This window comes from Sulfitobacter aestuariivivens, from assembly GCF_014763045.1.
In the GTDB taxonomy this organism is placed as follows: Bacteria; Pseudomonadota; Alphaproteobacteria; order Rhodobacterales; family Rhodobacteraceae; genus Sulfitobacter; species Sulfitobacter aestuariivivens.
This window is the reverse complement of the sequence record NZ_JACTAG010000002.1, coordinates 966,155-990,012: the sequence shown is the minus strand read 5'-3', so window position 1 is coordinate 990,012 and position 23,858 is coordinate 966,155. Positions and strand designations below refer to the sequence as shown.

Here is a 23,858-nt window from a genome sequence, read left to right as displayed (position 1 = left end):
CCATCAGTTACAAGGTGCCGGACCGCCAGAGACGCCCTGGCATAGCTTGTCCTGCGCAATCCAGCCAGCGTCGGTAACGGCTGTCAGGTTATCCTTGGTGATTGGCATCGGTGCCAGGAATTTGGCTGTCATCTTGGTGCCAGCGGGAGATTCCCATTCACCTGCGCCATCAACGGCAGACATGTCTCCGCCAGACTTGGCCAGTGCGACCGCAATCTCACCAGCTGCCTTGCCCAGTTCTCGCGCGTCTTTCCAGACAGAGACGGTTTGCGTACCCATGGCAACACGATTCAGCGCAGCATGATCGCCGTCCTGACCGGAAACCGGGATACCTTCCATGCCTTGTGCTGTCAGCGCTGCCACAACGCCACCCGCGGTGCCGTCGTTTGACGCCACAACCGCATCAACGCCGTTGTCGTTTGCCGTCAGGATCTGCTCCATGTTGCGCTGGGCGTTGGCGGGCAGCCAGCCGTCGGTGTAGGCTTCGTCAACGATGGTGATGTCGCCTGCGTCAATCGCGGCTTGCAACACCTCTTGCTGACCCCCTCGCAGGAAGTCCGCGTTGGGATCGGTTGGCGAACCCTTGATCATGACATAGCGACCCTTGGGCATCGCTTCGAGCACGGCACGCGCCTGCATGCGGCCCACTTCGACGTTGTCGAATGTCAGGTAAAAGGCGCGGGAATCTTCGATCAGCCGGTCATAGCCGACAACCGGAATGCCTTCGGCGGCGGCTGCGTCGACAGCGGGGCCGATGGCGGCGGAGTCCTGTGCCAGAATGATCAAGGCATCGACGCCTTGTGCAATCAGGCTTTCCACATCGGAAAGCTGCTTGGCAGAGGATGATTGCGCATCCGCTGAAACATATGTCGCACCTGCGGCTTCAAGCGCGCTTTTGATGGCGCCTTCATCCGTCTTCCAACGCTCTTCCTGAAAGTTTGACCAGCTCACGCCGACGGTAACGCCGTGGCCGTCCGCCCAAAGAGATGTGCCAAACCCGGCGACAGCAACAGCTGCCGCGATCATCAATTTTTTCATGTGTTCCTCCCAGAATGGTCTACCCTTCCTGAGGGAAGGGACCCGAGTCGATTCACCCGGCTATCCTACATTGACGTATTTATTTTAGTTGTCAAAATAAAAAATTCACCTAGATGAGATAATCGGCAACTTTTTTCTTCCAATTCGCCAAAATCCGGCCCAATCTAGCTTTGAATCAGCCGAGAGCGTGATTTTCGGCGTGATCTTAATTCAGGTGCTGAATTTATGGACGGAGAATTCGACCTTTCTAAAGGAAAGCCTGGCGCTGGATGTGGGCCGCTTTTGGCGGCTGATTCTGCATCAAGCAAGCCTCTCCGGCAGCGCATCTTCGAATATGTTCGCGCGCATGGGCATGCCGCACGTGCCGATATCAGCCGTGCGCTGGGCGTCAGTCCAGGTTCCGCGACCACGCTGACAGCCGAGTTGATCCAGAACGGATTGCTGAGGGAAGTCGCGCAAGCCCCCAAAGAACAGGGCAGGGGCCGCCCGCCCGTTGCGCTGGAGATTGTCCCGGATGCCGGGCGTGTTGCTGGCATAAAGATATCGCATCGACATCATACAGCGACGTTGACTGATTTCGCTGGCAATATGATTGCGCAAGCCGTGCTTGAAACAACGCAAAAAGCGAAAAGGGTGCACGACGTTCTTGATGAACTGAACCATCTCTTAAAGCGTTTGCTAAAAAAGGCTGATTGCACGCTGGCGGATCTGAACGGCATCGGAATCGGGATGCCGGGTATTATCGCCCATGGTGAGGGTATCGTGCGCTGGTCGCCAATTCTGTCTGAACGCGACCAGCCATTCGGCACAGCCTTCAGGGATCGTTTTGGCGTCGATGTCTATCTGGAAAATGACGCGAACATGCTGACACTCGCCGAACTTTGGTTTGGGGCCGGGCGGGACATGTCTGATTTTGCAGTTGTGACCATAGAAAACGGCGTTGGCATGGGGCTTGTGTTGAATAACAGGCTCTATCGGGGGTCTTTCGGCATGGGATTGGAACTGGGCCACACCAAGGTTCAAATCGATGGCGCATTGTGCCGCTGTGGTCAGCGCGGCTGTCTTGAGGCCTATCTGGGCGACTATGCGCTTGCGCGCGAGGCAACCACCGCGCTGGGGTTTGGTCAATATCAGCAAAGCAGCATGAAGGGCATTCTCGACAAGCTCTTTGAAGAGGCAAAGCTTGGCAATCCGGCAGCGCTGACAATCTTTCAACGCGCAGGCAGGTATCTGGCGCTGGGCTTGTCAAACGTGATGCAGCTGTTCGATCCGGCCTTGATTATCCTCTCAGGTGAACGGATGCGCTATGACTACATGTTTGTTGGTGATGTCATCGCTGACGTGCAAGCTCTGACGCTGTCGAGGGGCGACCAGCCCTGCAAGATCGAGATCCACAACAGCGGTGATTTGAGCTGGGCACACGGCGCCAGCGCGCTTGCCTTGGCAGCCGTTACCGACGAAATGTTCAGCACGGATCGATGGACGGCGTGAAACACCTTGTTGCCTTGTGTCTGCTTGTCGGTTCAGCAAACGCCCAGCCTCTGTTCGAAGACCTGTCCGAGCGATTGCCGCCGCATACCTACACCGGCGGATGGGAACACTTTGTCGGCGGCGGTGTTGCCCTGCTCGACTGTGATGGCGATGCGCTGCCGGATATATTTGCAGCCGGCGGCAGCAAACCGGCGATCCTGATCCGCAATAAAGGGGCGTTCAAATTCGTCCAGTCGCCCGTCCTTAAAATCGAGGGCACGACCGGCGCGTATCCAATCGACCTCGACAGCGATGGTCACACAGATCTCTTCGTGCTCAGGGTTGGTGCAAATCGTTTCCTTAAGGGGGGCCCCGACTGCACGTTCACGGACGCAACTGATGCGATCGGATTGCCGCAATTGGACCAATGGAGCACAGCGTTTACCGCGTGGTGGGACACTGACGCGGACAGACCAAACTTGGCGGTCGGAAACTACGTTGACCGCAAAGACCCCGATGGGCCTTTCGAGGCCTGTGACGACAATGTGCTGCTGAGGGCTGACCAAGGGTCATACGTCCCGCAAACGCTGTCACCTGGCTATTGCGCTCTGTCGATCCTCACGGCGCGCGACGCCAGAGGCAGGGCAACGCTCCGCCTGTCAAACGACCGCCATTACTATGTCTCGGGCGGTTTTGAGCAGATGTGGGATATCGAAGATGAACGATTTTTAGGTCCTGAAGATGGCTGGCCCACCGTATCGCTTTGGGGCATGGGCATTGCGTCGCGTGATCTGACCGGGGACGGGCGAGATGAGGTAATGCTGACGTCGATGGGCGATCAACTGCTCCAAATCGCCCAGGATGACGGGACGTACAAGAACGCGCCCTATAGCATCGGCACCTATGCACAACGACCCTACACTGGCGGTGACGGACGCCCCTCGACCGGGTGGCACGCAGAATTCGCAGATGTCGACAACGATGGACGGGTCGACCTTTTCATTGCCAAGGGCAATGTTGATCAAATGCCCGGTATGGCGACGAAAGACCCCAACAACCTGCTTATGCAGCAGGCTGACGGCACCTTTGAGGAGGCAGGCGAAACTGCAGGCATTGCCAGCATCAAGCGATCCCGTGGGGCGGGGCTTGCTGATTTTGATGGCGATGGCCGGCTTGATCTGGTGGTGATGAACCGACGATCAAAAATGGGGCTCTATCGCAATGTGACCCCGCTGGTCGGTGCATGGATCGGCCTGCGATTGTCACAGTCGGGCAGCAATAGTCGAGCGGTTGGCGCTGTTGTCACGGTGAACACGGTGGCGGAAACCCAAACGGCACAAGTGCTGATCGGTGGCGGTCATGCCGGGGGTCAGGCGCTGCCACTGCACTTTGGATTGGGCAAGTCAGACACAGCAGATGTGCATGTCTCGTGGCCAGACGGAACCAAAACGCGCCACGAGGTCAGGGCAGGAAAGACCCATGTCTTGCACAAGCCCGATTAGTCGAGGTTTGGAACGGGAAGACCGCTGGGCACGCTTTTGGGAATGCCCAACCGTCCGTCTATGGCCACCGGATCCGTTAACGTTTCTAGAAATGCGACAAGGTCCTTTGTCTGTTCTGGCGTCAGCGCGATGGCTGGGGCGTCCAATACCGCCACAATCCTTGCGACCTCATCGGCATCTTGCATGATCGCAAAGTCGTTCGCGTCGAAATCGGGCATCACGACCTTGGAGGTGTCAAAGCCCTGCAATCCCTGTCGGGGGTCAGCGTGATCCTTCAGAAACTGTGCAAGGTCAGCATGTGCGCCTGCATGCCCATAAGGTGCGGTCAGCGCGACATTGCGCAATGACGGTGTGCGAAAGGCAAAAAGGTCCGCAGGATCCCCCGTCACGCGAAACCGCCCCTCATCGCGCTGATGCGTCTCGAACGTGGCCGCCTTTCCGGGGCCGATCTGCGGCGCGCCCATCGCGTGAAAATCGTGGTCGGTCAGGAAAGGCCCGGCATGACACACGGCACAATTTGCAGAGCCGTAGAAAAGCTCAAGCCCGCGCTGCGCCGCACCTTGCAAATGTGCCTTTCCCCTTAGCACCTGATCGAAAACCGCCGTGTCAGAGCGCCATTCAAACGCCATGAACGCTGCGATTGCGTTCGATACATCAGTAAACGCGATGGTGTCGCTGTCCTTGAGGTGGGGGTACACCGCCAAGAACATCTTTGCATAGGCAGGAACTGTCCGCACCTGTTCTGCAATCAGGTCCCAGGCGCCGGTTGGGCCAGTGATCACCCCCTGACGCACGGCCCGCCCGATTGGATTTTCTCGATGACTGCCAGCCATTTCATCCCGGCTAAGCACCGGGAACATGGTCTGCGCCGACAAGATAGAGTCAAACCCCTGAACCATATCCCCGTCCATTGGGGTCCGGATGCCATTTGGGCTGTTCTTATCGGCCTCAAGGCGCCCGTCATGGAACAAGACCGTGAATTCACGCGCGCCCAGGTTGAACAGCGCTGGGGCGTTGCGAGGGATACGCTTTTCAGGCAGATGATCCGGATCAATCTTCCGATCCGGTCCCAAATCGACAGCCCCTTCGCCGAGGGCCAGGGGGACCCCGTCGGATGTCCCAAAGGCCGGGTGATGGCAGGTAGCGCAAGCGATGTTTTGGTTACCCGACAGAATGGGGTCATAAAACAGCAACTGCCCCAACTGGGCTTCTTCCAGCGAAACCGGCACATAATCCGCATCCGTCACAGGATGAGGCAGTGATTGAGCGGAAGCGCCCGTGGCGAAACCCAGTGCGGTAATCAGGACCGCAAAGCGCATTACTTTCCTTTCCAGACCGGATCGCGTTTTTCGGCAAACGCCCGCGCACCTTCAAGCTGGTCTTCGGACGCATAAAGAACATCGACCGACCGCAACTGCCGCTTGGTAATCCGGTTCATGGCATCCTGAAACTTGGAATCCTCGGCGTCGCGCACGATTTCCTTGATTGCGGCATAGACAAGCGGCGGACCTGACGCCAAGAGCTTTGCCAGCTCCCATGCTCGTGCCATCAGCTGATCGCTCGGCAGAATTTCATTGACGATCCCCCAGCGATGCGCCTCATCCGCATCAAACCAGCGGCCCGTCAGCAGCAATTCCATCGCTATGTGGTAGGGAATGCGCTTGGGCATTTTCACCGATGCGGCGTCCGCGACAGTGCCGGAACGGATCTCCGGCAGCGCGAATGAGGCGTGATCCGCAGCCAGAATCATGTCGGCACTTAACGCCAGCTCCAACCCGCCGCCGCAGCAGATGCCGTTCACCGCCGCGATGACGGGTTTGTTCATATCGCGCATTTCCTGCAATCCGCCAAAGCCGCCAACGCCGTAATCGCCATCCACTGCATCCCCGTCCGCCGCCGCCTTGAGATCCCAGCCGGGACAAAAAAACTTGTCCCCGCCCCCGGTCAGAATGGCGACACGCAGATCAGGATCGTCACGAAAAGCTGCGAACGTCTCGCCCATCACACGGGAGGTCTGAAGATCAATCGCGTTGGCCTTGGGGCGGTCCAGCGTGACTTCGAGGATCGCACCCTCGCGGCGGGTTTTGACAGGGCTTTCAGACATCAGCGGTTCCTTCTGGCTTGGAAAGGCGCAGCAGCGCATCGGCGGCAATGGCACCCTGTGCGGTACACACAAGCGGATTGATCTCAATTTCTGCCAGCGTTTCGGCATTGGCAATGGCATAGTCCTGAACGGCGCGGACAGCATCCACTATAGCGTCAATATCGGCAGCATCTGCGCCGCGATACCCCCTGAGCAAAGGTGCGATGCGCAGACTCACAAGAGCATCATGCACCGATGCGTCCGAGGCAGGGATCAAAAGTGAGGCTGTGTCGTCCATCAACTCGGTCAGCGTCCCGCCCGCGCCCAGCGTCAGCAAAAAACCGTGCGCGGGGTCACGCACAACACCGATCAGAAGTTCAGCCACCGTGCCGGTAATCATCTCTTCGACAAGATACCCAGACAAATTCATCGCCAGAGCAGCCTGAAAAGCTTGATCAGATGATGTGATGTTGAGCTTCACAGCGCCAGCCTCTGTCTTGTGTGCCACACCTTCACCCTTAAGAACCAAAGGATACCCGATCGTGCTGTCGGCAAGATGGGCCACCTCGTCGGGAGAGATCGCGCGCGCCGACTTCGGTACACGAAGTCCATGCCCCCCAAGGGCTGCTTTGGCTATCGCTTCGGGAATAAGTTCGGAAGAACTTTCAGGGCCTGGCACCAAGATTGGATCGGCCACTTCAGGCAATTGGGTCGATCCGAATGAACAGGCGGCGAGAGCCTCCGTCAGGCCGGAAAACGGGACAACACCTGCCGCCATTAATCGCTTTGCCACCTTCTCGGGCATCAGTTCGGGCAAGGTTGCGACCATGCCGTATCGCGTCGCTGTTTCATTTGCCGACGCAATCGCGGCGTCAATCGCGCAGTCCCAGTCAGAGGCATCGCAAAAGTCGCTTCTGGGGAAATCGACAATCAAAAGTGTCATTGCAATGCCGGGATCGGCCATGCCGGCAAACGCGCGTGTCATGGCCACGGTGTCACGCCAAATGTACGTGTGGTAATCCAGCGGATTGGCCAATGCGACACGCGGACCAAGGGCGCTGCGCAGTTTGTCTTTTTGGGTCTTGTTCAGTGGTGGAAAGCGAATGTCAAACCCGACTGCAGTGTCTGCGGCAAGGCTGGCTTCCCCGCCTGAACAGCTGATTGTAGCAATGCCGTTATGGGGCAACGGGCCTACCGCATGTAGCAGTTTGAGCGTCTCAAGAAAAGTGGGCAGGTCTGGAACGCGGATGATGCCAAGACGCTGCAACAACGCCTCAGCCCCGGCATCTTCACCGGCAAGCGAAGCGGTATGAGATACCGTTGCCGCCCGCGCCTGTGTGGAGCGGCCGACCTTTATCGCCACAATCCGCTTGCCCAGCGCGCGCGCGCGTGCGGCGAGCGCCTCGAACGCGCGGATATCTCCGATCCCTTCAATGTGAAGGCCCAACGCCGTCACTCGGGAATCTTCCAGCAATGCAGCTCCGATTTCTGCCAATCCGGTTTGTGCCTGATTGCCCGCTGTCGCAACATAAGCCAGCGGTAGGGCACGATTTTGCATGGTCAAGTTGATCGCCATGTTGGAGCTTTGGGTGACCAATGCCACGCCGGTGTGTGTTCGATGCCCACCATGCTGATCTGGCCAAAGCAATGCGCCATCCAGATAGTTGATGAACCCGTAACAGTTGGGTCCAAGTATCGGCATCTGGCCTGCTGCGGTCAGCAGGGCATCCTGCATGGCGGAACCGCTGGCATCCTCTGCCTCTGCTTCCTTGAAACCGGAAGCGAAACAAACGGCCCCACCGGCACCAAGAGACGAAAGTGCGCGCACGATATCAATCGTGGCTTCGCGATTTACGCCGATGAAGGCGGCATCTGGTGCCTTTGGGAGAGTACTGACATCTACAAATACCGGCAATCCTTCGATCTCTTCGGCTGTTGGATGAACCGGCCAGATACTGCCAGAGAAGCCCATTTTGCGACACTGTGCTGTGACCGCGCGGCACCAGGCACCACCACCAATAACGGCGATCGATTGCGGGCGCAGCAGACGGGAAATGTCACGCGTCATGTAAGAGACTGCTCCCCAGGAGATTTTGGGTTTTTTGGCGCGCGCCCAGCATCACGCACCCAAGGGTCGCAGCAGATCGCGCGAAATGATGTGGCGCTGAATCTCCGAAGTGCCATCCCAAATGCGCTCAACACGCGCGTCTCGCCAAAACCGCTCAATGGGGAAATCATCCATCAGGCCCATGCCGCCATAAATTTGCAGGGTTGTATCGGTTACCTTTGCCAACATTTCGGTTGCATGAACCTTGGCTGAGGCGATCTCGCGATTTGCTGGCAGGTCCTGATCCAGACGCCACGCGGCGCTCAGGGTCAAAAGGTCAGAGGCGTCAATATCTGTGATCATGTCCGCAATCTGAAAGCTGACCCCCTGAAACTTGCCGATATGCTGACCGAACTGTTTGCGTTCCGCCGCATAACTCAGCGCATAGTCAAAGCACCGGCGAGCGCGCCCCACTGAAAATGCGGCTACCGTCAGACGGGTCGCGTAAAGCCATTCATTCATGACCGCGAACCCTCCATCGACCTCTCCGAGGACTTGCGCGTCTGGCAGACGGCAGTCATCGAATTCAAGGATGCAGTTTTTGTAACCGCGGTGTGACACCGACCTATAGCCGTCCCGCACTTCAAAGCCCGGCGTTCCCCGATCCACAAGAAACGTCGTAATCCGCTTCTTTGGGCCCTTCGGGGTTTCATCCACACCCGTGGCAATGAAAACGATGAAAAAGTCAGCGTGATCCGCCCCTGAAATGAAATGTTTGGAGCCATTGACCACCCAATCACTTCCCTGCCTGACGGCTGAGCATTTCATTCCGCGCACATCGGATCCGGCATCAGGTTCCGTCATCGCAAGCGCATCCATCCGCTCACCACGTACTGCGGGCAAAAGATAGCGTTCGCGTTGTTCCTCATTGCACGCCATCAGAATGTTTTGGGGCCGTCCGAAAAAATGTGTCAGCGCCATTGAGCCGCGACCAAGTTCCCGTTCGACCAGCGTGAAATCAAGATGGCTCAAACCCGCACCACCGACCTCTTCAGGGAAATTGCAGGCGTAGAATCCGAGCTCGAGCACCTTGTCCTTGATTTTTTGCGCCAAGGCATGGGGCACTTCACCGGTGCGTTCAACTTCCGCTTCGTGGGGGTAAATCTCATTCTCGACAAAGCTGCGGACGGTGGAGACGATCATCTCCTGTTCCTCTGAAAGGCCAAAGTGCATGCGCAGGTTCCTTTGTTTCGTCCATATGCGATTGCGGCCGTCCTCGGAGCATGCCTTTCCGTTTTATGGCTGCGGAACATCAACCCGGCAAGACATCTTTGAAGAGCAAGTGGTGTGACCAATGACTGGGGCCGCGCATCCCCTGGATTCAAACCTGTCGTCGCAGAAGCTCCTGAAATCTGGCCCTTTGCAGGTGATTCGAGGGGTACATATTCTGTCCGGAATTGAATTTGCTGCGATCGGTTTGTCCACGGTGTGGAAACGGTATGTGTTTTTTTTCCCTCAACGCTTATCGAAAAACCGTTTTTTCCCAAGATCATGCTGTTTTCTTTGCAGCGCAGAATCCAGTTTCGTAAGACTTAAATACTTGTTTAACCATTCTGTCATCCGAAGGGACTTTCCTTATGAGCGCACTATTTTCCCACGATCGCATCCTTCCAGGCTCTGAACACGCCTCCGGGTGCGGATGCGATGCCTGCATCGAAGCGCGCAAGGAAGATGGGCTGGTTGGCCAGGGTGGTCTGGAAGGTTCGGATGGATCCGATGGTATCGGCTTCAGTATTGGGCAAACACCAGGGTCGGCGTCTTCGATATCCTTGGGCGACACGATTTTTGGTAATATCTATACTGAGACTGAGCAGGATTGGTACGGGATACAGCTTACTGCAGGCCAGACGATTACGGTCGCTTTGACCGGTACGACGTTGCCGGATCCGTTGCTGGCCATCTACAACAGCTTTGGCACTTTCGTGGCCGCCAACGACGATGGTGGCAGTGGACTGAACTCCCTTTTGACATTCACTGCCGGGTCTTCCGGGACATACTATATCTCCGCCGGGGCGTATGATTATCCCTCTGCAGACTCAAATGTCGGGAATTATTCGCTTAGCGTGACAGGTGGGGGTAGCAATCCGGCCAGCGGCACGCCCCCTTTGAACAACTGGATCGATTCCCCTAACTTTTCCAGTCCGGCGCTGGATTCCATTTCCTGGGATACACGGCTTGATAGCACCAACGTCACAGTATTTTTTGCACCCGCCGGATATACGATTGATGGCATCACTGCAGAGGGCTGGAATGCCTATGAAGTTGGCCAGATCCAACGTGCCTTTGATCTGATCGAAGCGGTGACGAACCTGTCCTTCAATGTGGTGAACACGGCGGCAAACGCTGATATGCAGTTCCTGCTGGATCTTAACGAATTTGACAGTCTTGGCTATTTCAACCCCCCCGGCACAACATACGGTGGTGTAGGCGTCTTCGGCGGCGACGATTGGGACCGCTTTGCCGGTGGCGATCTAAGCCTTGGGGGCTATGGTTTTGTGACAGTCGTTCATGAAGTGCTGCATGGCCTGGGAATGGCGCATCCGCATGATGGCGGCGGAAGCTCTTCGATCATGCCCGGTGTGACATCCAATTTTGACGACTACGGAGATTTCAATCTCAATCAAGGCATCTATACCGCCATGACCTACAATTCCGGCTATCATACCGGCGGACCGGGGACCGCGCCGACCGGTACCGTTGGAGTGAATTACGGGTTTGAGGCCGGGCCGATGGCGCTGGATATCGGCGTATTGCAAGCGCTTTATGGGGCCAACACGACGCACAATAATACCGCGACCAACTACTTTTTGCCCACTGGTGCGGGCGTGGGGACATATTGGTCTGCAATCTGGGATACTGGCGGTCTTGATGCCATCCGCCATACGGGCGCAGGTGCTGCGCGGATTGATTTGCGCGCTGCAACACTGCAGATGGAAGAAGGCGGTGGCGGATACATTTCCGGCGTCAACGGTGTTGCAGGCGGCTATACCATTGCGAACGGCGTAGTGATTGAACAGGCTTTCGGGAACAACGCCAGCGACTACTTGGTGGGTAACGCAGCCAACAATCGCCTCGTCGGTTATGGTGGTTTTGACACGATCTTTGGTGGTGCCGGGAACGACCTGATCGAAGGTGGCAACGGGGCCGACAGGCTGCTTGGTCAAGCCGGTAATGATCAGATTCTCGGTGGCTTTGGCGCCGATAACATAGAAGGTGGTGACGGCAACGACACGATCAATTCCGGCCAGAACGCGGATCGTGTCTTTGGCGGCAATGGTGCCGACCTCATCCTCGGAGGCGGCTCAACTGGGTTCACCGTTGATGGGTTGTTCGGTCAGGCGGGCAACGACAGGATTTATGGTCAGGCGGGCTTTGACCTTCTGGACGGGGGTATCGGAAATGATTTCCTCGACGGCGGGCATCAGGCCGACAACCTTTATGGCGGCAACGGCGACGACACCATGGTCGGCGATCTGGGCTTTGATCGGCTGTTCGGTGGGTTCGGGAATGATATCGGCTACGGCGGCGATGGCACTGATGCGCTGTTTGGCATGGGCGGCAACGACCGGCTGTACGGTCAGGGTGACAATGACCGGATCTTTGGCGGGACCGGCAACGACCTGATGTTCGGCCATGCCGGTAATGACACGCTTTGGGGCGGTGCCGGATTCGACACGATGAATGGTGGGTCGGGCAACGATATTCTGGAAGGCAACTTCAACGCCGATACCTTTGTCTTCACCAACAATCACGGCAATGACACGATCACGGACTTCGCGGCGACGAATACGTTCGAACGACTGGACTTCAGCGGGTTGAGCAGCATCAACAATCTCTTCCAGGCGTTGTCCGCCGCTACACAGGTCGGTGCCAATACTGTCATTAATACCGGGACAAGCAGCATCACCCTGAACGGCGTGAACCGTAGCGACCTGGACGCCTCGGATTTCATCTTTTGACGAGATGCAAGGGCGGGGCGCGTGTCCCGCCCTCAAAGCATCCCGGGACAAAGCAAATTCGCAGATCGGTATGGTCTGAAATCCCGACCTTTACGTTTGGGGGCCAAACCGCTAGTGACGCGGAAAATCCTTCTATGGAACTGAAAACGTGCAGCTACAGCAAGCCAACAAGACGTTTCACAACCTATTTCTGAGCGTTGGTGCAATGAAAGCAGGCACCACCTGGCTTTACGCCGTTCTGGCACGCCATCCACAGCTGCATTTCGCGCTGGAAAAGGAAATACATTACTTTTATCACCGCTACGTCAATAGCGGGCAGTTGAATGAAGCGCAGCGTAAGCAGGCTGTCGCGCAAAGATACCTCAAGCGAATCAACCCCGAACAGTCGAACATCGACAGCGTGCGGCATAACCTGCACTGGATCTGCAATTACCTTGACCGTCCGGTGGACGATTTTTGGTATCGCAACCTCTTCCTGATGCGCGACCATGAAAAGTACGCCTGCGACTTTTCCAATCTGAACGCACATTTGCCGCAGGAGGCATGGCCGCAAATTTCCAGCAAATGTGATACGTTGCGCGTCCTCTACACCATGCGCGACCCGATCAAACGCTTGTGGAGCCACGCCAAGTTCCACCTGCAGGTAACGAACCAGCTGGACGTACTGGACACCTGGGGCCCGCGTGATTTCGATAAGTTTGTCCGCCAGAACCATATCTGGATGAACGCAGAGTACGGCAAGGTTCTGCGGAACTTGAAGGGCGGGCTTGAGCCGGACATGCTCAAGGTCATCTTCTACGAAGATATCCATGCAGATCAACGAGGTATGCTGCGCCAGATCGAAGAGTTCCTGGATGTCCCCCCGTTCAATTACCCGCAGGCCATCATGGACCGGCGCTTTACAGAAAGCGTGAAAGTGGACATGCCTGACTTCTTCCCGGGTCTGTTCACGGACGATATCCGGCGCATCAATGGTGAAATCGAAGCACAAGGGTTTGCCATTCCTGACAATTGGACCGCCGTCTGACGACCGACCCTATTTATCCAGAATATCGCGATGGTAGCGGTTCAGCAGAAAGAGCCCCGCCATGCAGAAAATCGCAGATAGCATGACCGGGTAAACGAACGACACATACGTTGGTTGGTAGTATGGGTAATACCCATCTCTCATGTGCCCGATAATATGTACCAGCGGGTTGTACCAAAGGTAATCGGAATAGGGCTCCGGTACGATTTCAAATACAAAGAAGATACATGAGATCAGAAAGAGGGGACGGTTCATGATGGCCCATGCGGTCTGCCAGACCGGGTAGGCAAGCGTCAGAAAGCTGTTCAGGGTGCCCACACCTGCAGCCAGCAAGAAGCAAAGCACATAGGCCTGCCCGATTTTGACGAAATCCAGCGTGGTATCCGGCTTGAGGACCAGCAGGATGAACGACAACACAACCGTGTGCACCATCACCTGCGTCATGAAATTCAGGAACAGCCGGGCCAACAGCGCATCGATAAATGTGATGCGCGGATAGGCCAGAAGGGCGCGGTTGAACTGGATCGTCTGGCCGACTTTGTTCGATACATCCGTGTACATCAGTAACGGAAGAATGCCGCCCGCATAAAAGAACGAAAAGCTTGTTCCGAGAGGTGGCGTGCGAAACCCCGCCGAAAAAATCGCCGTCAGCAGTGCGATCCCGGCTGCGGGCTCAAGGATCGCCCAGATGTATCCGCCTGGGGATCGTCCGTAAGTCGTTGACATCTCACGCAACATCAAGGCGAATATGGCGCGAAACGTTGAAAATGGCGCGTGTGCCTCACGCAGCGGAGGTTGTTCTGTCGATGACATCTGTCCCACCCTCCTGACTGGATACTGCCGCGCAACTATTGTATCCGTGACGGATAGACGCCAAAGAGTACAGAACAGAAAAGAAGCGCACAATGGCAGATGGTACCTCTGACAAACCCGATGCGCCCGATGCACGCAGGCGCATTACTTTCAGTGCTACTAAACCCGCGACCCCTGCGCCCAATCCCGCAGCGCCCAAACCACCTGCGGCACAGCGGCCAACACCCAATCTGCCTGCAGCTGCGCGCCCGGTCGCACCGGTGCGTCAACCAGCGGCTGGTGGAACAGATCTGAGCGAACCAGCTCCACCTAGGGTCCCGCCCGGTGGTGCCGGGGTACGCAACGTCAAACCGGTCGCAAAACCGGCCCGGCCACGCCGCCGCCATTTCTTTCTATTCCTGTCTTTTCTGGCCGTCGTTGTTATTCCTGCTGCTGTGGCGTCCTTCTATTTGTGGACCCGTGCGGCAGATCAATATGCGTCGAACCTCGCATTTTCGGTCCGCACAGAAGAGCAAAGCTCTGCTATCGAATTGCTGGGCGGTATCACCGAATTGTCTGGGTCAAGCTCATCGGATACAGATATCCTGTATGCCTATCTGACCAGCCAGGAACTGGTGTCAAAGGTCGATGCGCGTGTGGATTTGCGTGATATCTGGTCTAAACCGGGTGTGGATCAGGACCCGATCTTTGCGTTTGACCCTGATGGGACGATCGAAGACCTGCAGTCACATTGGGAACGAAAGATTTCAATTGTCTATGATAGCGGGACAGGCTTGATCGATCTCGAGGTGCTCGCATTCGATCCGCAGGATGCCTTGCACATCGCCGAGGTAGTGCTGGATGAATGTGGCGAAATGATCAACGGCCTGTCGCAGCTGGCCCGCGAGGACGCAATCAGCTTTACCCGCGAAGAGCTGGAAAGCTCTCTTGAGAGATTGAAGGTCGCACGAAAAAATCTGACCCAGTTTCGCAATCGAAACCAGCTCGTGGACCCCGCAATCGACACTCAGAACCAGATGGGCCTGCTGACAAGCCTGCAGGCGCAATTGGCCGAAGCGTTGATTGAATACGACCTACTGCAGGACACCACCCGCGAAAGTGATCCTCGCATTGCGCAATCTGAACGACGGATCGAAGCGATCAATGAACGGATTGCATCGGAACGGCGCAAACTGGGTCTGGGTGACGATGAAGAGGGCGATGCCTTTGCTGATATCGTCGGAGAGTTCGAAGGGTTGATGGTTGACCGCGAGTATGCTGAACGGGCGTATAACGGTGCTCTAGCTGCGCATGATGGCGCCTTGGCCGAGGTGCGCAAGCAAAGCCGTTATCTTGCCGCGCATGTCAAACCCACGCTAGCGCAAAAAGCGGAGTACCCCCAACGGACCAAAATCATGGGGCTTTGGTTGCTCTTTGCGTTTTTTGCTTGGGCAATTATCTGTCTGGTGTACTACTCCGTTCGGGACCGTAGCTGAGGCTGGCAGATGATTCAGCTTGATAATCTGACCAAACATTTCTGGACCAAATCCGGCTACAAGACCATCTGTGAAGATCTTTCTGCAACCTTTCCGACTGGAAAGAGCGTGGCACTGCTTGGCCGTAACGGCGCGGGTAAAAGTACGATGCTTAAACTGATCGCCGGCACGATCCGCCCCACACGCGGCCGGGTGCGGTCAACCGGTTCAATCTCATATCCTGTGGGTTTCTCAGGATCATTTCATCCCGATCTGACGGGCGTTCAGAACACGCGCTTTGTGGCGCGGTTATATGGCGTCGACACTGATATGCTGGTCGATTTCGTAGAAGACTTCGCTGAGCTGGGGCCGCACTTCCGAATGCCGTTCCGTACGTATTCCTCGGGCATGCGGTCGCGGCTTTCTTTTGGTGTCTCGATGGGCATCCCGTTTGACACCTATCTTGTTGACGAAGTCACCGCTGTGGGGGACGGCGCCTTTCGGCACAAAAGCGTGGCAGTTTTTGACAAGCGTATGGAGGATGCTGGGGCAATTGTGGTTACGCACTCTCCGCACATGGTGCGGCGCCTGTGCACAATGGCCGCAGTTCTCGAAGACGGTGAACTGATTTTCTACGACGATATTGAAGCGGCGATCGAACACCACGATCATAATCTCGCTGTCCCTGCGAGCGGTTAGCCGCCCAGCAACTTGTCGAGAATGCTGCGGCTGCGGGACGTAAATGCCTGTGGCGACCAATTTTGGGCCCAAACCTGACGAATGGCCACCCGCGCGGCATCCCCATCAGCACGATAACGCCGCAGCAAGGTTTCGATCCTGGCCGCGTCTGCGGCCATGTCCGTGAGCGAAAGAAGTGTTGCATAAGGGTGTCGAGAGACCAGATCGTCCGCGCCGTCGAACGGTGCAAGGGCGATTGGCAGTCCGGCCTCAAAAGCCTCCAGCGCGCCAATTGGCAGACCCTCGTATCGTGAGCACAAGAGATACCCATCGGCACACATCAGCTCTGCCCGTACGTCGTTCAAAGGACCGGTAAAGCGCAGGCGTTGGCTCACGTCATCTGGCAGATCGGCACTAATTTCTTGCTGAAATGCTGCATCCTGCGTGCCCGCGCCACATAGGGTAAGGGTGAATTCCGAGGGCAACGCGGCCAAAAGACGTGCGGCAGCTGCATAGTTCTTTTGCCACCCTGCGCGACCGGTCATCACTAAATTCGTGCCCGGCGCGGGTGTCCTGTCCGGAAGCTCACCCAGATTTGAAGCGTTGGGCAGAACATGAATGCGGTGCCTTGACCAGCGTTTGTTGCCCATAGCCTTTTGCATCGTCTCTGCCATTGGCCGGGTCAAGAACACCAAATCCAACGGTGGGCACGCAGAAAGCAGTGCTTTTTCCAACACCAGCGAAACATGGCTGGCGCGCGGCTTATGGCCTTTCCCAAAGGGCAGTCCATGAAAAGTCACTGCCACCGGATGATCCGGTCGCCACAAGCGAAGCGCAAGCGCGGCGCGCCCCATGAGGACAGGCATCCGGGCATGCAGCCAAACCAGGTCAGCATCGGTTTTTCGGACATACCGAAGCAACCCCCGCCAGCCGGCCCAAAGATGTGCAAATGACATTTTGCTTTGCAGACCCTTGATCGTGATGTGTTCGGCACCTGTGTCTGCGACCTGATCGAAGCCACCAAAATTCGCGTCACTGATCACGGTAACGCGCGCGGTATCCTTATAGGCATCCGCGAGGTGCAGCATGTGGCGCGGCACGCCTGACGGGCCGCCATCACCACCAACCAGAACCACATGGGGCAGGGGTTCAGATACGGCCAAGACTGGCGGCTCCCCAAAAACCAAGCGTGCCCAGTGTTGTCTGCCGATAAGGAGCCACCTTTCTCAAGCCTTGCAGACGCCTGAGAAAACCGGCTTGGCGAGCCCGCGCAAATTGATCGAGTACCTCACGGTTCTGAGCGGTCAAGAGGTTCTCAACCTGTTGCAAAGCCTCAATGTTCAGACCGATCCGATCAGACAGTGCCCCTTGCAAGACTTTCAGCTTGCGCTGTACCTGCTCGTGCAGTGTTTGACCCCCGCCGATCAAATTTTCGGCGTGCTGGCGATAAAGCAGTGTCGGCGCGCCGGTATCAAATTCGATCCGGTAGTCTGCGCCTGCCATCAACAGGTAAAGCCACCAGTCATGGGCAAATACAGCAGACGTGTGTTGCGCGGCATCCCGAACAAAGCGCGCAGCGGCTGGGTTCAATACGATGGTGTTGCCAGTTGCGATATTTTCGATCAGCGCATTGCGAAATGTGGCCGGACGCGCCGGGCTTGGCGACGGCTTGCGTACACCGCTTTCAGGATACCAGTACCAGCATCGGGACGCATAAAGGGTGGGGTGACCCTCTGTCTCAAGCGCCTGTGCCGCCCGGGCAAGCTTGTCAGGTTCCCAGATGTCGTCTTGATCCGCAAACGCCACCATCGCGATATCATCGGGCAGATCACGCATCATCTGCATGTAATTGCTGGAAAACCCGGCGCGCGGCCCGTCGCTTAACAGCACTTTGCCGCGATGATCCTGCGCAAACCGCGTGACGATCTCGCGCGTCCCATCCGTCGACCCATCGTCGCTGCAAATCAACGACCAGTTCTCATAAGTCTGCGCCGCAATGCTCTGCAATTGGGCATCCAGATGGGCCGCACCATTATAGACCCCCATCAGGATCGTCACCTTATTGCTTTGCGGCATCGGCATTGTCAGGGTCCTGCGAGGTATCGTGCGGCCAAAATCGGATAGAAGTCTGAATGGAAGTAGACTATTCGGGCCGGAGCAGAAAGCTCAAGGACATCAGTCGGTGGCACGATTTTTCAGATTGGCGCTGATAAAGCGGTTTTTCAGCACTGTCCGCGAGGAAGGTGCCGCAGTTGCCTTCGGCAAAGCGCGGACCTTTGTCGGCATGCGGTTGCGCAACATTGCCCCCAGCGCACTGGGATTTTCAGGAACTCCCGGACCCGCCCGGGACGAAGTGTACTTGCATGGCATCTGGCAAACGCTGGCCCGCGAACAGGCCTTCCACATTTCGGGCGCGCCCGCCCTCTTGTCGAACCGCCGCCGGATCGGGCTGATTGGCGACCTGAATCTGCCGCAATGCCGGAAGTACCGTGTCGAACAACTGTCCGATTTCTGGCAGGCGCGAGATGTCGATTTCGACTATGCTCATTATCAGGATGTCCCCCGTGCTGCCCGTGTTTTGCAGCAGGCCACACATCTGATGGAGTATCGCCTTCAGTCGACACAGGTAACTGAGATGTTGCGATACGAGGCGCGGCGGTTACGATTGCCGGTGCTCTATGACCTTGACGACCCATTGTTCTCGGTCAGTGCCTACGAGACCTATGGCAACATGAAAGCCGTTGATCCGGGCCTGAAGGCGCACTTTTTGAGCGAAGCGCCCAAGTATCTGACCATGATGAACGGTGCCGACCTGTTGACCGTGTCCACCCCCGGAATGGCCGAACATACTCGGCTTTATACCCAACGTCCCGTTTTTGTCCGCCGCAACTTTGCAGATGCCGAAACGCTCGACACGGGTGCCGCCGCGATGGCTGCGCGTGACACAGATGACGGTCTTTTCCGTGTGGCATTTGCCAGCGGGTCACAAGGTCATGAAGTTGATCTGGCCGAAATCATCGAACCACTGACAGCATTCATCACGGCGGATTCGAATCGACGCCTCTTGGTGATCGGCCATTTTGACCAGAAGCATCTGCCAGAGGCGCTAGTCGATCAGGTCGAAAGCGTCAGTTTTTCGACTTACCCCAAGTACGCGGCGGCCTTGGCCCGTGCAGACTGCGCTGTCATGCCTCTCAGCGACGATATCTTCAATCAGTGCAAAAGCGCGGTGCGCGTGATCGACGCCGCCTCGGTCGGGGTGCCATCGATTGTCGGCACGGTGGGTGACCTCAAGAACGTCGTGCGAGACGGCGAAACCGGTTTTGTCGCCAGTGACAAGGCTGACTGGGCCACCGCGCTCGAAACTCTGGGACGTGACGCAGCACTTGCCCGTCAGATGGGGCAGGCGGCCAGTCGCGACCTGGAAGAAACATGGGTCGGATCGGATTCCGCACATATCGTATCGTCGGAAGTGCTGGAGTGGGTCAAAGGATGACGGAACGGCATATCCTGCTGGCCAACGTTTTCTTCGCTCCGTTCTCCTACGGCGGCGCAACCATCGTGGCCGAACAGGTCGCACAGTCGCTTTTGCGCCGTGGCGGCTATCGCATTACCGCGACGTCCCTGTGCTGCCGTCACGATATTGCTCCCTATGCCGTCATCAAGTCTGAGCAGCAGGGGATCACAAACTATATAATCAACGTGCCGCCTGGGCGGGAATATGACCTGCTTTACGAAAACCCAGGCGTGACCCGCGAACTGACCAACCTGATAGAAGCGCTGAAACCCGATCTGGTACACGCGCACTGCATTCAGGATATGGGTACCGGGATTTTAGAAGCCGCCGCTGAGGCCGGTGTGCCGTCGATCCTCAGCACGCATGATTTCTGGTGGATTTGCGACCGTCAGTTCATGATCCGCGTGGACAACACATTTTGCGGACAGAACCCCATCCGGCTGGAGACCTGCCGCAGCTGTGTAGAGGACTTTGAAAAAGCAAAGACCCGCTTCGACCATCTGCAAAGCAGGGGCCCTTTGGCAGAGATTATCACCTATCCAAGCGAATACGCACGTGATCTCAGTGCAAGCTCAGGTTTTGCACCTGACAAGGGTGTCGTGTGGGAAAACGGTGTGCGACAGCCGGCACCGGATTTTTTTGCCCGGCAGGCTGCCCGGCGCGCAGCGGATCCCAGGTTGACCTTTGGCTTTGTCGGGGGACCGTCTCATATGAAAGGCTGGCCCCTTATCCGACGCGCCTTTGCCGGACTGAACCGGGATGATTTCAAGGTGCAGGTGGTCGAAGGCAGCCTTGACGGGGCATGGTGGGCGGGGCACCGATTTGATGATCTTCCCGGTGAATGGGGGGTCCATCCACGGTTCTCTCAGGAACAGATGGACGACTACTATGCGCAGATCGACGTCCTTTTGTTCATGTCGCAATGGAAAGAAACCTTTGGCTTGGCTGTGCGAGAGGCCCTGGCTAGAGGGATTGCGCTGATACAGACCGATAGCGGGGGCACAACGGAACACGGCACCGTTCCGGCAGACAAGCTGATTCCCATCGGCAGCACGGCAGCACCGGTGCAGGCCCAGATTGAAGACGCGCTTGCGGAACATCCGTCACCCGCAGCACCACAAAAGGTCACAAATTTCGATGATCAAGCTGCCGCACTGGATGCCATGATCAGCAAAGTGCTGACTTAAAAGAGAAAATCATCTGCGTCCAGATCGCCCATGTTCACCCGGATCAGCAGAACAGAGCTGTCTGCGCCGGTATCGATCAGAACGTTCGCACCTGTCTGCGTTGATCCCGCGAGCACGTCGGCAAAACTGTCAAATCCGCTGAGATTTGTGAAATCGATCATCTCGAACGCGTTTGTCGCGGCGAAATCGACCAGCGTGTCGTCGCCATGGTTGTCCGCGAATACAAACCGATCCGCATTGAAATTGCCGAACAGCAGGTCGTTTCCTTCCCCACCGATCACCGTATCAAAGCCGGCACCTCCATAGATGGTATCCCGACCTTCCTCCCCGATGATGATGTCATCTCCGATCTCGCCAAAAAAGCGATCATTGCCCGTCCCGCCCCAGATCGTGTCGTCGCCTGCGCCACCGAAATGGCCATCATTGCCGGTCCCGCCATAAAGCCTGTCATTCCCCTGATCCCCGAAAAGGCGATCCAGACCCTGTCCGCCCACAAGAATGTCCGCCCCCCAACTGCCATACAGATTGTCTGCCTGATCTCCGCCATAAATCAGATCGTTACCAAACCCACCGTTCAGCATGTCATACCCAACATTGCCCAGGATCGTGTCATTGCCCTCCTGACCCCAGACGCCGTCGACAGAAATGCCAAAGTTGCTGCCTGCATCGATCCGGTCGTCGCCGCCACCTCCGAAAATACGGTCTGGCATGGCACCGCCGAACATCACGTCATTGCCGCCCTCGCCATGCAGCACGTCGAAACCATCACCGCCAATCATCAGATCATTGCCGTTGCCGCCGCGCAAAAGATCCGCGCCCGCGCCACCGTCAAGGGTGTCAAAACCGTCGCGGCCCAGAAGCGTGTCAAAACCCGCCCCGCCCGAAATCACATCGGCACCATTGCCCCCATCAACAATATCGCTGCCAGCGCCGCCATCGACACTGTCGTTGCCGCCGCTGGACCGGATGGTGTCATTGCCGCCCCGACCAAAGATCTGGTTATTGGCGCCAAGCGTGAGGATATTGTTTGGCGCGTCAGTTCCTATGCTTGGATTGGTGCCGAGGCTGAAACTGACATTGGGTTCGGCCTGCCCCATCGGAGCCCAGGGTTTTACCCCCGGCATCTCGGTGTCCATCGGCCCGCTGCTGGCGGATCCGCCGGTGGTGCTGGGGGTCGGCTGTGGCTGCGGGGCGGGGGATGGTTGCGGATTGGGCAGGGGTTGTGGCGCCGGTGCGGGCGGGGGGCTGGGTGCCGGGGGCAATGGCGCTGGGTTGACCTCAGGTACATAGGTCCCGGGCGCAGGATAAAGTGACGGATCCACTTCAATCCGGCCCCCTAAAACAAGGTTTTCCGCGTTGAAGTTCTGCGCAGACAGCGAGGCGCCATTGGCACTGCGCACCTCGATCACCTCATTGCCGAAACGTATTTCCGCGCCCCATGTGCGCGAAACGATACTTAGGCTGCCGATCCCGCCAATCGGGCCAAAACCGGACAGATCAATCTGGTCGAGCGTATGCTGGAAATCCTGGATGACGTCCCGCTGCCCATCGCGTGATAGAATGAACGTATCTGCGCCATTGCCCCCGCGCAGCGTATCCAGACCTGCACCATCCAGCAGGATGTCGCTGCCGCCGCCGCCGCTGATATTGTCGTGGCCGGCACCACCGTCGAGTATATCGTCGCCGTTGGTCCCGTTCAAAGTGCCATTGCCGCCGCCGTCGACACGGTTGATCCCGATATTCTGCAACGATACGGAAAACTCAGACAGGAAAGGTGCCGCTTCGGTGCTGGCCCAGACGCGAATACCGCCGGGAACCGCCATCGCCTCAAGCGCGGTGATACCGTTCAGTGGCGCGTCAATTGTCCCTTCGAATGTCTCGACGTGCTGCAGGCGTCCGCCCGGCAGCATAACGAACAGGCTTAGGCCCGCGTCCGACCCGGCGGCAAGCACATAGTCCTGTCCGCTGATTGACACGCTTGTTACCTCGGTCGCATTTGCGAAACGGGTATCCAAACTGTCCACAACGTGATCAACCGGGATCATTGTGCTGCCATTGGTTGCCACCGCCAGCACGCTCAGTGATCCGCTGCCAGAGCCTGCGACGACTACGTAAAGCCCACCGTCTGCCGCTGATGCCACGGTCAGGGCACCCGGCGTGTCCGCCCAAAGCCCGTGCTCTGCCTGCGCGTCCGCAATATGTTGCATCTGACCATTCGCAAGCTGGCGATACATGCTGACGGTATCTTCGCTGCCAAAGCTGACAAATGCGTAGGTCTGGCCGTTATGTGTTGCGGTCACGATGTCGCTTGCGCGCGCGTTCTGCATCGCAGCGCCTTCGTTGATTTGGGTCACGTTCAGCGCGTTGTTCGCCCCGAACGACACGTTGACCAACCCGCCCGTGCGCAACGCTGCAATGCCGGTATCGGTGCCTTCGACCAACTCCATCTCGGTCACGAGCGCCATGTTCAGGCTGGCCGAGGTTGCCGCGATATTTCCTTCGATCAGCGGACCTGCGCCATCATCATCAATGCGCACGCCGCGCAGGCCCCCGCTGTTCAGCCCGGCCATGTAAAGCTGGGGACCCGTGGCATGGTCGCGCAGAACAAGATCGGTCGTTTCCAATTGCAGAAACTGCGCGGCAAGCGACCAATAGCTGCCTTCCACGGTCTGCCCCGGCGCATCGCCCACGTCAAAGCCGGTAAGATACCCGCCGCCCCGCGACACCGCATACAGCACTGTCCCGCCTGCGCCGTGGACCAGATGCAGATCATCGAGACCTACCAATCCGTCGTTAGGGCTCGACGACAGCGATCCTTCCACAGTGAAAACCGCGGTGACCATGAACACTCACTCCATTACTCCGGCAGGCAATGTGGCGCGCGCAGATGGGCGGCGCATGATGGTAATGCGGCTTTTTGATGACCCCTATGGTCAATTTAAGAGACATCTGTTGCGTTCGGCCCAATTCCAGCGCGCGGTTCCCTAAGCCCTGGTTCACTCTGCTGGCCCAGATTGCGCGCC

The 23,858-nt window shown here is 57.2% G+C and carries 18 protein-coding genes; 8 read left to right on the top strand and 10 right to left on the bottom strand.

All coding sequences use genetic code 11. From position 1 onward, the window contains the following. Positions 1–3: 3 nt before the first annotated feature. Together xylF and H9Q16_RS20875 are read right to left on the bottom strand one after the other, a co-directional pair. On the bottom strand, positions 4–1,038 hold the full coding sequence (xylF, locus tag H9Q16_RS14605) for a D-xylose ABC transporter substrate-binding protein (RefSeq protein ID WP_191076155.1): 1,035 nt from the start codon (positions 1,036–1,038) through the stop codon (positions 4–6). A gap of 300 nt (positions 1,039–1,338) precedes the next feature. Beyond that, positions 1,339–1,593: a hypothetical protein gene (locus H9Q16_RS20875; protein WP_343067862.1), complete on the bottom strand. Its 255-nt coding sequence runs from the start codon at positions 1,591–1,593 to the stop codon at positions 1,339–1,341. 33 nt (positions 1,594–1,626) lie between these two features. Here H9Q16_RS20875 and H9Q16_RS14600 point away from each other — a divergent pair, with 33 nt between their 5' ends. Together H9Q16_RS14600 and H9Q16_RS14595 are read left to right on the top strand one after the other, a co-directional pair. Next, positions 1,627–2,529 carry an ROK family protein gene (locus H9Q16_RS14600; RefSeq protein ID WP_343067888.1) on the top strand — a complete coding sequence of 301 codons (903 nt, stop codon included), beginning with the start codon at positions 1,627–1,629 and terminating at the stop codon, positions 2,527–2,529. Next, positions 2,517–4,010: a CRTAC1 family protein gene (locus H9Q16_RS14595; RefSeq protein WP_191076153.1), complete on the top strand. Its 1,494-nt coding sequence runs from the start codon at positions 2,517–2,519 to the stop codon at positions 4,008–4,010. The genes H9Q16_RS14600 and H9Q16_RS14595 overlap by 13 nt, the downstream gene beginning before the upstream one ends. Here the strand turns inward: H9Q16_RS14595 and H9Q16_RS14590 are convergent. Genes H9Q16_RS14590 through H9Q16_RS14575 form a run of 4 tightly spaced genes read right to left on the bottom strand, consistent with a single transcriptional unit; the run spans position 4,007 to position 9,373 of the window. Then, positions 4,007–5,329, bottom strand: coding sequence for a cytochrome-c peroxidase (locus tag H9Q16_RS14590; RefSeq protein ID WP_191076152.1), 1,323 nt, complete (start codon positions 5,327–5,329; stop codon positions 4,007–4,009). The two genes, H9Q16_RS14595 and H9Q16_RS14590, sit on opposite strands and share 4 nt — an antisense overlap. After that, positions 5,329–6,114: a carnitinyl-CoA dehydratase gene (locus H9Q16_RS14585; RefSeq protein ID WP_191076151.1), complete on the bottom strand. Its 786-nt coding sequence runs from the start codon at positions 6,112–6,114 to the stop codon at positions 5,329–5,331. Before H9Q16_RS14585 ends, H9Q16_RS14590 begins: the two co-directional genes overlap by 1 nt. Beyond that, the gene (locus H9Q16_RS14580) at positions 6,107–8,161 is read right to left on the bottom strand and encodes an acetate--CoA ligase family protein (protein ID WP_191076150.1); all 2,055 of its coding nucleotides are present in this window, start codon (positions 8,159–8,161) and stop codon (positions 6,107–6,109) included. The genes H9Q16_RS14585 and H9Q16_RS14580 overlap by 8 nt, the downstream gene beginning before the upstream one ends. 51 nt (positions 8,162–8,212) lie before the next feature. Beyond that, complete coding sequence (locus H9Q16_RS14575) at positions 8,213–9,373, bottom strand: acyl-CoA dehydrogenase family protein (protein WP_191076149.1); 1,161 nt, start codon at positions 9,371–9,373, stop codon at positions 8,213–8,215. 404 nt (positions 9,374–9,777) lie between these two features. Between H9Q16_RS14575 and H9Q16_RS14570 the strand changes: the two genes are divergently transcribed. Both H9Q16_RS14570 and H9Q16_RS14565 read left to right on the top strand, forming a co-directional pair. Continuing rightward, positions 9,778–12,159 carry a pre-peptidase C-terminal domain-containing protein gene (locus H9Q16_RS14570; RefSeq protein ID WP_191076148.1) on the top strand — a complete coding sequence of 794 codons (2,382 nt, stop codon included), beginning with the start codon at positions 9,778–9,780 and terminating at the stop codon, positions 12,157–12,159. A 148-nt stretch (positions 12,160–12,307) separates the two neighbouring features. Next, a complete protein-coding gene (locus tag H9Q16_RS14565) occupies positions 12,308–13,186 on the top strand; it encodes a sulfotransferase (RefSeq protein WP_343067860.1) in 879 nt (292 codons plus the stop codon). Positions 13,187–13,195: 9 nt separating this feature from the next. Here the strand turns inward: H9Q16_RS14565 and H9Q16_RS14560 are convergent, their stop codons facing one another. Continuing rightward, positions 13,196–13,999 (bottom strand): ABC transporter permease, encoded by an 804-nt coding sequence (locus tag H9Q16_RS14560; RefSeq protein ID WP_191076147.1) that lies wholly within the window; start codon positions 13,997–13,999, stop codon positions 13,196–13,198. A 92-nt stretch (positions 14,000–14,091) separates the two neighbouring features. Here H9Q16_RS14560 and H9Q16_RS14555 point away from each other — a divergent pair, with 92 nt between their 5' ends. Continuing rightward, entirely contained in the window at positions 14,092–15,474 is a 1,383-nt protein-coding gene (locus tag H9Q16_RS14555; RefSeq protein WP_246455757.1) for a capsule biosynthesis protein, read from the top strand. A 9-nt stretch (positions 15,475–15,483) separates the two neighbouring features. After that, a complete protein-coding gene (locus tag H9Q16_RS14550; protein ID WP_191076146.1) occupies positions 15,484–16,152 on the top strand; it encodes an ABC transporter ATP-binding protein in 669 nt (222 codons plus the stop codon). Here H9Q16_RS14550 and H9Q16_RS14545 read toward each other — a convergent pair. Next, the gene (locus tag H9Q16_RS14545; protein WP_191076145.1) at positions 16,149–17,294 is read right to left on the bottom strand and encodes a glycosyltransferase family 4 protein; all 1,146 of its coding nucleotides are present in this window, start codon (positions 17,292–17,294) and stop codon (positions 16,149–16,151) included. The genes H9Q16_RS14550 and H9Q16_RS14545 overlap by 4 nt on opposite strands. Beyond that, complete coding sequence (locus H9Q16_RS14540; RefSeq protein ID WP_191076144.1) at positions 17,281–18,207, bottom strand: glycosyltransferase family 2 protein; 927 nt, start codon at positions 18,205–18,207, stop codon at positions 17,281–17,283. The genes H9Q16_RS14545 and H9Q16_RS14540 overlap by 14 nt, the downstream gene beginning before the upstream one ends. Positions 18,208–18,313: 106 nt before the next feature. On the opposite strand from H9Q16_RS14540, the gene H9Q16_RS20870 reads away from it, so the two are divergent. Further along, on the top strand, positions 18,314–19,627 hold the full coding sequence (locus H9Q16_RS20870; RefSeq protein WP_191076143.1) for a glycosyltransferase: 1,314 nt from the start codon (positions 18,314–18,316) through the stop codon (positions 19,625–19,627). Next, positions 19,624–20,835, top strand: coding sequence for a glycosyltransferase (locus H9Q16_RS14530; RefSeq protein WP_191076142.1), 1,212 nt, complete (start codon positions 19,624–19,626; stop codon positions 20,833–20,835). Before H9Q16_RS20870 ends, H9Q16_RS14530 begins: the two co-directional genes overlap by 4 nt. Here H9Q16_RS14530 and H9Q16_RS14525 read toward each other — a convergent pair. Next, positions 20,832–23,678, bottom strand: coding sequence for a calcium-binding protein (locus H9Q16_RS14525; RefSeq protein WP_191076141.1), 2,847 nt, complete (start codon positions 23,676–23,678; stop codon positions 20,832–20,834). The genes H9Q16_RS14530 and H9Q16_RS14525 overlap by 4 nt on opposite strands. Positions 23,679–23,858: the final 180 nt, after the last annotated feature.